An 11,395-nucleotide genomic window follows, 5' to 3' on the forward strand; every position below is an offset into this window, starting at 1 on the left:
ACCCGGCGACGAGCGTCATCGCTCCTCCTGCCCGGCCGAATGTGTGCAACCCGACACTCGTTTTTCCCGTCGAGCGGGAATGATCCGACGCGGCCCGGTCGTTGAACACCGAGGCCCGCTGCCACGATCCCGACGCGCGGGAGGACAGGAGTGTGATGACGGTGAGGACGCTGGTCGCCGACCGACCGATCCGGCGACTGGCGATGATCTGCCTGCACACCTCCCCGCTGGACCAGCCCGGCACCGGGGACGCCGGTGGCATGAACGTGTACGTCGTCGAGGTGGCGCGCCGCCTGGCCCGTCGCGGCATCGAGGTCGACGTCTTCACCCGCGCCACCCGCTCCTCCCTGCCGCCGACCCAGCCGCTGCTGGACCCGCGCACCGGCCGCGCCGAGGACGGTCTCACCGTGCACAACGTGCACGCCGGTCCCTTCGAGGGGCTGACCAAGGACGAGCTGCCCGGCCAGCTGTGCGTCTTCGCCCGCGAGGTGCTCCGGGCCGAGGCGCGCCAGCCGGTCGGCCACTACGACCTGGTCCACTCCCACTACTGGCTCTCCGGCCAGGTCGGCGCCCTCGCCGCGGACCGCTGGGGCGTGCCGCTGGTGCACTCCATGCACACGATGGCCAAGGTGAAGAACCTCGCGCTCGCCGCGGGCGACACCCCCGAGCCGGCCGCCCGCGTCTTCGGTGAGGAGCAGGTGGTCGAGGCCTCCGACCTGCTGCTGGCCAACACCGTCCTGGAGGCGGACCAGCTGATGGGCCTGTACGACGCCCCGCCGTCCCGTGTCGAGGTGGTCCACCCGGGTGTCGACGTCTCCGTGTTCCGCCCCCACGACCAGCGGGCGGCGCGGGCGGAGCGCAACCTGCCCGAGGACGCCCTGGTGGTGCTGTTCGCCGGCCGGATCCAGCCGCTGAAGGCACCCGACGTGCTGCTCAAGGCGGTCGCCGACCTGGTCGAGCGTCGCCCCGACCTCCGCTCGCGCCTGGTCGTGCCGATCGTCGGCGGGCCCTCCGGTTCCGGGTTGGACCGACCCACCGAGCTGGCCGACCTGGCCGCCCGGCTGGGCATCACCGACGTGGTCCGCTTCGTGCCGCCGGTGCCGCAGAGCGAGCTGGCCGGCTGGCTGTCGTCGGCTACGGTCGTGGCCGTGCCCTCCTACAACGAGTCCTTCGGCCTCGTCGCCGCGGAGGCGCAGGCCTGCGGGACGCCCGTCGTCGCCGCAGCCGTGGGCGGCCTGACCACGGTGATCGACCATGAGCGCAGCGGTCTGCTGGTCGACGGCCACGCACCCCGCGACTGGTCCCACGCGCTCGAGCGCGTCGTCGCCGACCCCGCGCTGCGCGACCGGCTCGCCGCGGGCGCCCTCGCCCAGGCGGAGTCCTTCACCTGGGAGGCCACCGCGGAGCAGACGCTGCGGCACTACGAGCGGGTGGCGGCGCAGGTCCGCGAGGAGGTCGCGTGAGCGAGGCGGTCGCGGCCGTCGTACGGGAGCACCTGGCGGATGCCGGGATCGAGTACGAGGAGCGCGAGCCCGGCCTGTTCTCGTTCTCGCTGCCCGGCGAGCGCAAGCTGCAGACGCCGGTCCGGCTCGACGTGGGCCCGCACTCGCTCGCGGTGCACGCGTTCGTCTGCCGGCGCCCCGACGAGGAGTACGAACGGGTCTACCGCTGGCTGCTCGAGCGCAACCTGAAGATGTTCGGGGTCGCCTTCGCGCTGGACCACCACGGCGACATCTACCTCGACGGCCGGCTGCCGCTCTCCGCGGTCAACCCCGAGGATCTGGACCGGCTGCTGGGCTCGGTGCTCACCTACGCCGACGAGTCGTTCAACACCATCCTCGAGCTCGGCTTCGAGTCCTCCATCCGCAAGGAGTGGGAGTGGCGCCAGCTGCGGGGGGAGTCGACGAAGAACCTCGAGGCGTTCCGAGGCTGGCTCGAGGGCGACGCCGACCCCGCCTGACCGCCGACCCGGGTCGGCGGGTCCCAACCCCCGGCTCGGGGGTGCCTGACCCCCGGCTCGCGCTAGCCGAGACCGACCAGCGACAGGTACGCCGCCGCGAGCCCCTCGCCCGCGAACAGCCCGATCGCGGCGCCGACGAGCATGAACGGCCCGTGCGGGATCCGGCTGCCCCGGCCGGCCCTGCCGGTCGCCATCAGCGCCATCCCCAGCACGCCGCCGAGCAGGAAGCCCGCGGCCAGGCCGACCAGCGAGGGCCCGGGCCCGAGCGCCCCGAGCACGGCGCCGAGAAGGGGAGCGAGTGCGACGTCGCCCAGGCCCATCCCGCGGCCGCGGGTGAGCACGCGGATGCCGCCGTACACGCCGAGCCACAGCGCCGCGGAGGCGAGCGCCTCGAGCGGGGCGACGTCGCCGCCCCACCAGCCCAGGGCCAGCGCCAGCAGCGCGAGCACGGCTGCGACGCCGGTGATCGAGAACGGCAGCCGGCCGTGCTCGAGGTCGATCAGGGCCAGGGCGACGCCCGCGCCGGCGAGCACCAGGAAGGCCGCCAGCAGGTCCAGCTCGCCGGTGGCCGCCAGCCGCAGCGCGACCAGCACGAACAGGGCGCTCGTGGTCGCCTCGACCAGGGGGTAGCGCGCCGGGATCGGCGCGGCACAGTCCCGGCACCGTCCCCGCAGCAGCAGCCAGGAGAGGACCGGCACGTTGTCGCGGGCCCGCACCGCGTGGCCGCAGCGCGGGCAGGCGGACCCGGGGCGGACGATCGAGAGCCCCGCCGGGACCCGGTGCACCACCACGTTCAGGAACGAGCCGACCACCAGGCCCAGTACGCCGACCGGCAGCAGCCAGGCCACCGGAGGTGTCACGCGGTGAGCGGCACGAAGGCGACGTCGAGCGCCGCCAGCTCGTGCGGCTGGGCGAGCGAGCGGAGCACCTCGCGGGTGCGCCGCACGGACTGCGCCAGGGTCTCGTCCGCGGCCGCGGCGTCGCTGTGCTCCAGCGCGAGCACGGCGAGGTCGTGGCGCAGCGCGACGGTGACCATGGCCAGGTCCCCGCAGCTGAGGGCGGACTCCAGCAGCATGGCCTCGTACGACGCCAGGTCGGCCTCGCGGGCGTGCTGGCCCGCGGCGGCGCGGTCGGTGTCGTCGAGCTGGTGCGCGGCGCCCATCTGCGCCGCGGCGTGGTCGAGCAGGTAGGTCACCGTGGGCTGGTGGTGGGGGAGCCGGACCGGCTCGTCGACCGGACCGGCCGGCAGGTGGTCGATGGGGCCGAGCTGCGCGCGCAGGTCGGCCGGCCTCGGGACGAGGGAGAGCACCACGTTGCGGGCGGAGTCCACCGCCTCGCGGTGGCTGCCGGCCAGGGCCATCTCCTGCGCGCGCGGCAGCAGGGCGGCCACCCGCTCGAGGAGCGGCGCGGCGGACTGCAGGTCGGCGGCCCACTGGGCCAGCGCCGCGTCGCGATCGCGGCCCTGGGCGGCGTATCGCCGGGAGAGCTCGGCGTAGCCCACCGCGGCGGCGGAGGCAGGAGCCGCGACCTCCGCGACGTGGGCGATCTCGACGATCTCGGCGACCTCCGCGATCTCCACCACTGCCGGGATCTCGGCGAACGCGCCGAACGGCGCGACCGCGGAGACCGGCTCGGGGTCGGCCGGTGCGGTGGCGATCGCTGCCGGGGCCGGGGCGGCGTCGAGCAGCTCCGCCGACGGGGCCGCGCCCGGACGCGCCGCCTCGGCGGCCAGGGCCTCCTGCAGCGCCGCGGTGGCGGCCTCCAGGCTGGGGGCGCCGGCGCCGGCGGCGGCCCGCGGGTCGCGTCCGGCCACGGCCCCGGGGCCGTACGCCTCGAACGCGGCCCCGCCGTGGACGCCGTGGGCGACCTGGGCGACCTGGGCGACGTGGCCGGTGCGCCGCACGCGCCGGCGCAGGAGCAGCACCAGGCAGAGCACGGCGCCGAGCGCGGCGAAGTTGGCGACGGACATGCCGGCGGTGCCGGTCGTCAGGCTGTCAAGGGACACGGTTGGCTCCCGGTTCATAGGTCAGCGACGCCCCCACGAAGGCGCTGCCGGTGACGGAGACGGTGGAGGTGGTCGAGGCGCCGGGCTCGTCGGAGGAGCCGTCGACGGTGAGCGAGGTGACCACGAAGGTGCGGTCCATCCGCTCGAGGTTGGCCAGCAGTTGCCGGACCTGGTCGTCGGTGCCGGCGGCGGTGACCGTGACGGTCTGCTCGGCGATCTCGGGTGCGGCGGCGGTGTCGGCGACCTTCGCGGCGTCCGCGAGCGGCTCGCCGTTCGGTCCCAGCGGCACCGGCGCTCCGGGGCTCACCGCGGTGACGTCGTCGGCGCCGATCCCGGCCTGGCGCGCCGCCTCGACGATCGCCGCGAAGAACTCCTTCTGGGCGGCGGTGGGCGGGAACAGGGCGGCCAGTTCGTCGGCGGCGGCCTGGTAGCGCGGCAGCTGTCGCTCCTGCTGCTGCAGCGCGCTCAGCTGGGCGGCCATCGCCTGGTTGCGGGTCCGGCTGGACTCGATGGAGTCGCGGGTCGTCGAGGTGTTCGCCAGCACGGGGCTGATCAGCAGCATCCAGCTGACGGCGAGGAGCACGAGGATCCCGGCGATGCCGAGGACCAGGGTGCCGGTCACGGTGCGCAGGCTCACTTCTTCACTCCCTCGCGCAGCGAGCGGCCGGGGTCATCGTAGCGGCCGCTGAAGACCTTCGGGGAGAGCCCGACGGTGCCGGAGAACGAGACGCGGTCGTTGTCCGCGGTCGTGGTGGAGACGTAGGGGTCCAGGAACAGGTCGTCCTCGCCGAGCGCGACGACCAGGTCGCCCACCTCGGCGCGCGAGCTCGCGGTGCCCTCGATGCTCAGGCAGCCGACGACGTCGTTGGTGGCGAAGGGGTCCGGCCCGGGGCAGGTGGTGCCGAGCAGCCCTCGGGTCGGGTCCTGCTCGGCGCCCTGGCCGCCCGGAGCCGTACCGGCCGATCCGCCGGTGGCGGAGGAGTCCGGTGCCGACACCCGGCTGACCAGCCCGATCGACACCGAGGTGATCGCGGTGCCCGGGCCGGCGGCCGCGGTGAGGCCGCCGAGCACCCGGGAGAACGCGACCTCGTCGTAGGCGGTGTCGTGCACCCGGATCACCCGGCGCTGTACGCCGTCCACGAACGTGCGGACCGGCGCCAGGTCGCGGATCTGGACGGTCAGCGCGCTCCCGCGGGCCTCCTGGCCGCGCAGCTCCTCCTCGGCCCGGTGCAGCTCGAAGCGGAGGCCGGACCAGATCAGCCCGACGGCGACGACGAGGACCAGCGCGCCGAGCACGAAGCGCCGGCGCAGCTGGTGGACCCGCAGCTCCTCGAAGACCCACGGGGAGAGCAGGTTGACCACGGTCTGGCTGGCGTCGCGACCGGCCTCGACGCCCTTCTGGCGCGTGGCGCGGGACGGCTTGGCCGCCTTCCGGGCCTTGGCGGGCTTGGGGGCCCGGCGGTCGCGGCGGCCGCCGCCGTCGGCGGGGACCGTGGTCGGCGGGGTCTGGGTGCTGGTCATGCCCCACCCGCCAGTGCCAGCCCGAGCGGGACGACCATCGCGGGGTCGGAGGCCAGGTGCGCGAGGTCCCCGCGGCCGCTGCCGAGTCGTGGCAGGACGTCGTTGGGGGCCAGCCGTTGCACGGGCAGGCCGAGGGTGTGGCCGAGCAGGTCGCTCATCCCGGACAGTGCCGCACCGCCGCCGGTGAGCAGGATGCGCTGGGGTGCGTGCTCCTGGTCGGAGCCGTTGTGGAAGGCGAGCGTGGCCTTGACCTCGGCGACGAGCTGGCGGGCCGCCTCCAGCACGATCTGGCCGACGACGTCGGTCTGCGCGCCGGTCTGCGTGTCGGTCCCGGCCGCGCCCGGCGCGATCCCGGCGGCCCCGTACGACGGGTGGACGCCGGCCACGGCCGGCTGCGGCAGCGTGCAGGCGTGCTTGAGCTGCTCGGCCTCCGCCCAGCTCAGGCCGGCCCGGTCGACGATCGCCTGGGTCAGCAGGGAGCCGCCCACGCCGGCGATGACGCGCACGAAGTGGGGTCGGCCGGCGGTGTGCACGGCGACCGCGATCTTGTCGGAGCCGATGTCGATGGCGGCCTCGGTCGGGGCGTGCTGGCCGGCGCGGGCGCCGGCGCGCGCCGCGGCCCGGACCACGCCCAGCGCGGAGAGGTCCGCCACCTGCGGCCGCAGGCCGGCGGCCTGGACGCAGCGCACCATCTCGTCCACGGCGCCGCGCGCGGTGGCGACCAGCAGGATCCGCACCAGCCGGCGCGGGGCGTCGGTCTCGGCGTCGTGGCGCTCGTACTCGTCGAGCGTGATGTGGTCGATGTTGGCGTCGTTGATGGAGACCGGCAGCAGGTCGGCCACCTGGAACCGGAGCGCCTTGCGCAGGTCGGCAGGTGGCATCCAGTCGAGCTCCAGTTGGCGCACCAGCACCGAGCCGCTGCCGATGCCGATGCGGACGTCCTTGCCCTTCAGGCGGGCCTGGTCCCACAGGGTGCGGACCGCCTCGGTGACCGCGCGCGGGTTCTTGACGCTGCCCGCCTCGACCGCCCCGCGCGGCAGCTCCACGGCGCCGCCGCGGACCAGGCTCGGCGTCCGTCCGCCGGCCAGCGCGACGGCGCGAACGGCCGAGCTGCCGATGTCGAGCCCCAGCGTGCTGCGCGCCATGCTCCACCCCCGTGATCCGCCCGGCGGGGCTCCGGCGACGCCACCGGGCCCCTTGTGCACGAGTTATCGGCCGGACGGCGGGTCGACTTGACCTTTGCGGTCCGCAAATTTATGGGTCCGCTCAGGTCGCGACCGTCCGGACCGATCTGATCGCGTGGAGTCTGCCGGCCGGCCACGAGGAGCCAGATGAGCGTGATCCCGAGTGCCCTGTTGTCCCTGCTCGACGCCGTTGTGCGCAACGGCGCCTCTGACCTGCACCTGCGTCCCGACGCGACCCCGAAGCTGCGCATCTCCGGTCAGCTGGTGCCCGTGGGCGAGCGGCCCTACCCGGCCGCGGAGATCGAGAGCCTGGTGCGGGCGTCGATGAACGCCGACACCCTGGCGACGTTCGAGGAGCGGTTCGAGGCCGACTACGCCGTCGCGGTGCCGGGGCTGGGCCGGTTCCGGGTCAACGCGTTCCGGACGATGGGCGAGGCCGGAGCCGTGATGCGGCTGGTCGGCGACGCGCCCACCACGCTGAGCCAGCTCGGGATGCCGGAGGTGATCGCCGACCTGGCGCTGCGTCCCCGCGGTCTGGTGCTGGTCACCGGCCCGACCGGCTCGGGCAAGACCACCACGCTCGCGGGCATGATCGACATGGTCAACGAGAGCCGCTCGGTGCACGTGCTGACCCTCGAGGACCCGATCGAGATCCTGCACCGCAACAAGGTCGCCACCGTCACCCAGCGCGAGCTGGGCAGCGACACACGGGACTGGGCCTCGGCACTGCGCGCGGCCATGCGCCAGGACCCGGACGTGATCCTGATCGGCGAGCTGCGCGACGACGACACCGTCCGCTCCGCCCTCTCCGCGGCGGAGACCGGGCACGCGGTGTTCGCCTCGATGCACACCACCGATGCGCGGGAGACGGTGCTGCGGCTGGTGGACTTCTTCCCCCCGCACGAGCAGGCGCGCGTGCGCGCGGCCCTCTCGACGACGCTGGAGGGCATCGTCTGCCAGCGGCTGGTCCGCCGGGCCGACGGCCGTGGCCGGGTCTGCGTCACCGAGGTCGCCGTCCGCGACGCCCGGTTCGCCGACGCGATCGCCGACCCGGACAAGACCGCGACCATCCCGGACATCCTGGCCCGCGGCGAGTACTCGGGGATGCACACCTTCGACCAGCGTCTCCAGGAGCTGGTGACCTCCGGCGCGGTCGACGTCGCCGACGCGATGGCCGCCGCCAGCAACCCGCACGACTTCTCGGTGATGCTCCGCCGCTCCGGCTGGCAGCCGGCGGGCGAGACCCAGCACGCACTCCAGGGGGCACCATGACCGTCACCACCCAGCGCGCCGAGCGCGCCGAGCGCACCGCGAGCCGGGGCATCCTGCCCGAGGAGTCGCCGTACCTGGCCGGGCTGGCGCTGCCCGAGCTGCGCGCCTACCGGGGCCGGCTGCGGGGTGAGGAGGAGCGCGTCTCCTACTGGCGCCGGCTGGTGCAGGCCCGGATCGACCTGCTCGAGGCGGGCAGTCCCGTCGACGGGTCGCTCTCGCTGTCCGCCCTGGTCCGTGCGCTCGGCGACACCGGCAGCGGCCGGACCCGCCGGGCCCTGCACCGGGTGCGGGTCGCGGACCCGCTGCCGGAGCTGCCGGCGCTGGACGAGGTCTGGCTGGCGCCGGCCGACGGGGACGCCCGGGCCGAGGCGGTACGCCGCCTGCGGTCCGCCGAGGCCCAGCTCAGCGACTACCGCTCCGCCCTGCACCGGCGGATCGACGAGGCCACGTCCGAGCTGATGGTGCGCTACCGCCGGGACCCGGCCAGCGTGCTGACGGTGCTGCCCCGCTGAGGCGGGCCGATTCAAGTTCGCCGGCGCCGACGCCGACTCCTCTGGTGTCGGCGCGGCACGTCCGTTGGGGGAGGGGGAGGTGCGGATGGACCAGGGAGCCACCGTCGAGGCGCTGCTGAGCCACGGCAAGGTCACCCCGGACGACGTCGCGCGCGCCCGGCTGCGCGCCGAGGTCGAGGGCTCGGCCATCCTCGACGTCCTCCTCGCCGAGGGCGTCGTGGACCGGCCGACGCTGCTGCGGATGGCGGCCGTCGCCGCCGGCGTCGACCACGTCGAGCTGACCGAGCACCCGATCGACCCGATCGCGGCCGCGGTGCTGCCGGGCGAGTTCGCCCGCCGCGCCCACGCGCTGCCGTACGGCTGGTCGGGCTCGGAGCTGCTGGTGGCCGTGCCGCTACGGGCACTCTCCGACCTCGACCTCAAGGACGACATCGCCCGGCTCTCCGGGCGGCGGGTGCGCTTCGTGCTCGCCGGACGGGCCGAGATCGAGTACCGGATCAACCAGATCTACCGGGCCGAGAGCGAGCTGGCCGATCTCTCCTCGACGCTCGTGGTCGAGGAGGAGCAGGCCGACCTCGACTCGTTCACCGAGGTCGAGGGCGATGCTCCGGTGGTCCGCTTCGTCAGCCTGCTGATCTCCCAGGCGATCTCGGACCGGGCCTCCGACATCCACATCGAGCCGACCGAGCACGACGTCCGGGTGCGGTACCGGATCGACGGCGTGCTCCAGGACGCCCACCGCGCCCCGCGCGGCATCCACCCCGGCGTGGTCTCGCGACTGAAGATCATGGCGGAGATGGACATCGCCGAGCGGCGGATCCCCCAGGACGGTCGGCTCACCGTCAACCACCACGGGCAGCCGATCGACCTGCGCATCGCGACCCTGCCCACGGTCTGGGGCGAGAAGATCGTGGCCCGGGTCCTGGACAACACCAACACGCGCCTCGGCCTGGCCGACCTCGGGTTCAGTCCCGCCAACTTCGAGCGGTTCGAGGCGTCGTACTCCAAGCCCTACGGGATGATCCTGGTGACCGGGCCCACCGGCTCGGGGAAGTCGACCTCGCTCTACGCCACGCTGAACGCGCTGAACAAGCCCGACGTCAACGTGATCACGGTCGAGGACCCGGTCGAGTACCGGCTGGCCGGGATCAACCAGGTGCAGACCAACGTCAAGGCCGGGCTGACCTTCGCCTCGGCGCTGCGCTCGATCCTGCGCTCGGACCCCGACATCGTGCTGATCGGCGAGATCCGCGACCACGAGACCGCGAACATCGCGATCGAGGCGTCGCTCACCGGCCACCTGGTGCTCTCCACGCTGCACACCAACGACGCGCCGTCGGCCGTGACCCGGCTGGTGGAGATGGGCATCGAGCCGTTCCTGGTCGGCTCGGCGCTGGACGCCGTGGTGGCGCAGCGGCTGTGTCGCGCGCTGTGCGAGCGGTGCAAGGAGTCCTACCGGCCGACCGCCGAGGAGCTGGCGGCGGTGCGCTTCCAGCTCGACGACGACATCGACCTGCTCTACCGGGCGGTCGGCTGCACCTCCTGCGCGGGCACCGGCTACCGCGGCCGGATGGCGCTGCACGAGGTGATGTCGGTGACCGAGGAGATCGAGCGGCTGACCGTCGCCCGCTCCTCGACCGACGAGATCGGCACCGTCGCGCGCGGTCAGGGCATGACCACGCTGCGCGACGACGGGTGGCTGAAGGTGAAGCAGGGCAGGACGTCGATCGAGGAGGTACTCCGTGTCGTGGGCTGAATCCCCAACGCAGTCCTATGCGCCACCCGCGCCGCGGCTGGAGCTGGACGAGCTGCTGCTGATGGTCAAGGAGATGGGCGGCTCCGACCTGCACCTGACCGTGGGCGCCCCGCCCACGATCCGGGTCCGGGGCGCGATGACCCCGGTCCCCGGGTACGGCGTGCTCAAGCCCGACGAGCTGCGGACCGCGATGTACGCGGTGATGACCGAACGGCAGCGGCAGACCTTCGAGGACAGCCGCGAGCTCGACTTCGCGCACGCGGTACCGGGCCACGCCCGGTTCCGGGTCAACGTCTACTGGCAGCGGGAGAGCGTCGGCGCGGTGCTGCGGCTGATCCCGTGGGACATCAAGCCGCTCAGCGACCTCGGGATGCCGCCGGTGCTGGAGTCCTTCGCGAGCATGAAGCGGGGCATGGTGCTGGTCACCGGCCCGACCGGGTCGGGCAAGTCGACCACCCTGGCCGCGATGGTGGACCTGGTGAACCGGACCCGGCGCGGGCACATCATGACCGTCGAGGACCCGATCGAGTTCCTGCACTCCCACCGGGGGTGCCTGGTCAACCAGCGCGAGGTCGGGGCGGACACCCACGACTTCCGCAGCGCGCTCAAGCACGTGCTGCGCCAGGACCCCGACGTGATCCTGATCGGCGAGCTGCGCGACCTGGACACCATCTCGGTGGCGCTCACCGCCGCCGAGACCGGCCATCTGGTCTTCGCCACCCTGCACACGCAGTCCGCGCAGGACACCATCAGCCGGATCGTCGACGTCTTCCCGGCCAACCAGCAGCAGCAGATCCGGACCCAGCTGGCCGCCACCCTCCAGGGTGTGGTCTGCCAGACGCTGGTGCCGACCGTCGACGGCGCGGCCCGGATCCCGGCCGCGGAGATCATGGTCTGCAACCCGGGCATCCGGGCGATGATCCGCGACGACAAGCTGCCCCAGATCCCGGGCGCCCTGCAGTCCGGCGCCCGCGAGGGGATGCAGACGCTCGACGCGCACCTGGCCGCGCACACCCGCGCCGGCCTGATCACCCGCGAGGTCGGCCTCGAGAACTGCGCGCACCGCGAGGACTACCTGACGTTGGTCGGCTCCGGCGCCAGCCTGCCGCCGGGAACGGCGTACGCCGGCAAGGTGGCCGGGGTCTCCGTCGCCCACCAGTCAGGCGGCTGGTCATGAGGCAGCCG

At 74.0% G+C, this 11,395-nt stretch carries 11 protein-coding genes; 6 read left to right on the top strand and 5 right to left on the bottom strand.

The genetic code is table 11. From position 1 onward, the window contains the following. Positions 1–155: 155 nt before the first annotated feature. Together mshA and E8D34_RS05750 are read left to right on the top strand one after the other, a co-directional pair. On the top strand, positions 156–1,463 hold the full coding sequence (gene mshA, locus E8D34_RS05745; RefSeq protein WP_136593633.1) for a D-inositol-3-phosphate glycosyltransferase: 1,308 nt from the start codon (positions 156–158) through the stop codon (positions 1,461–1,463). Continuing rightward, the gene (locus E8D34_RS05750) at positions 1,460–1,960 is read left to right on the top strand and encodes a YbjN domain-containing protein (protein ID WP_136593634.1); all 501 of its coding nucleotides are present in this window, start codon (positions 1,460–1,462) and stop codon (positions 1,958–1,960) included. The genes mshA and E8D34_RS05750 overlap by 4 nt, the downstream gene beginning before the upstream one ends. A gap of 62 nt (positions 1,961–2,022) precedes the next feature. Here E8D34_RS05750 and E8D34_RS05755 read toward each other — a convergent pair whose 3' ends face one another. From E8D34_RS05755 to pilM, 5 genes are read right to left on the bottom strand one after another with little or no spacing between them, the layout of a single operon-like run. Next, positions 2,023–2,820, bottom strand: a complete 798-nt coding sequence (locus tag E8D34_RS05755) for an A24 family peptidase (RefSeq protein ID WP_276606580.1) — start codon at positions 2,818–2,820, stop codon at positions 2,023–2,025. Then, on the bottom strand, positions 2,817–3,965 hold the full coding sequence (locus E8D34_RS05760) for a hypothetical protein (RefSeq protein ID WP_136593635.1): 1,149 nt from the start codon (positions 3,963–3,965) through the stop codon (positions 2,817–2,819). Before E8D34_RS05760 ends, E8D34_RS05755 begins: the two co-directional genes overlap by 4 nt. Continuing rightward, positions 3,955–4,602, bottom strand: coding sequence for a type II secretion system protein GspM (locus E8D34_RS05765; protein WP_136593636.1), 648 nt, complete (start codon positions 4,600–4,602; stop codon positions 3,955–3,957). Before E8D34_RS05765 ends, E8D34_RS05760 begins: the two co-directional genes overlap by 11 nt. Beyond that, on the bottom strand, positions 4,599–5,486 hold the full coding sequence (locus E8D34_RS05770; protein ID WP_136593637.1) for a hypothetical protein: 888 nt from the start codon (positions 5,484–5,486) through the stop codon (positions 4,599–4,601). The genes E8D34_RS05765 and E8D34_RS05770 overlap by 4 nt, the downstream gene beginning before the upstream one ends. Then, positions 5,483–6,631, bottom strand: coding sequence for a type IV pilus assembly protein PilM (pilM, locus tag E8D34_RS05775; RefSeq protein WP_136593638.1), 1,149 nt, complete (start codon positions 6,629–6,631; stop codon positions 5,483–5,485). The genes E8D34_RS05770 and pilM overlap by 4 nt, the downstream gene beginning before the upstream one ends. 186 nt (positions 6,632–6,817) lie before the next feature. Between pilM and E8D34_RS05780 the strand changes: the two genes are divergently transcribed. From E8D34_RS05780 to E8D34_RS05795, 4 genes are all read left to right on the top strand, one after another. Continuing rightward, positions 6,818–7,942: a PilT/PilU family type 4a pilus ATPase gene (locus E8D34_RS05780; protein WP_136593639.1), complete on the top strand. Its 1,125-nt coding sequence runs from the start codon at positions 6,818–6,820 to the stop codon at positions 7,940–7,942. After that, complete coding sequence (locus E8D34_RS05785) at positions 7,939–8,454, top strand: hypothetical protein (protein ID WP_240771128.1); 516 nt, start codon at positions 7,939–7,941, stop codon at positions 8,452–8,454. Before E8D34_RS05780 ends, E8D34_RS05785 begins: the two co-directional genes overlap by 4 nt. Positions 8,455–8,539: 85 nt before the next feature. Continuing rightward, positions 8,540–10,210 carry a GspE/PulE family protein gene (locus E8D34_RS05790; protein ID WP_136593640.1) on the top strand — a complete coding sequence of 557 codons (1,671 nt, stop codon included), beginning with the start codon at positions 8,540–8,542 and terminating at the stop codon, positions 10,208–10,210. After that, positions 10,197–11,387 carry a PilT/PilU family type 4a pilus ATPase gene (locus E8D34_RS05795; RefSeq protein ID WP_240771129.1) on the top strand — a complete coding sequence of 397 codons (1,191 nt, stop codon included), beginning with the start codon at positions 10,197–10,199 and terminating at the stop codon, positions 11,385–11,387. Before E8D34_RS05790 ends, E8D34_RS05795 begins: the two co-directional genes overlap by 14 nt. The last annotated feature ends 8 nt before the right edge of the window (positions 11,388–11,395 follow it).

The organism is Nocardioides sp. GY 10113, from assembly GCF_004919105.1.
In the GTDB taxonomy this organism is placed as follows: Bacteria; Actinomycetota; Actinomycetes; order Propionibacteriales; family Nocardioidaceae; genus Nocardioides.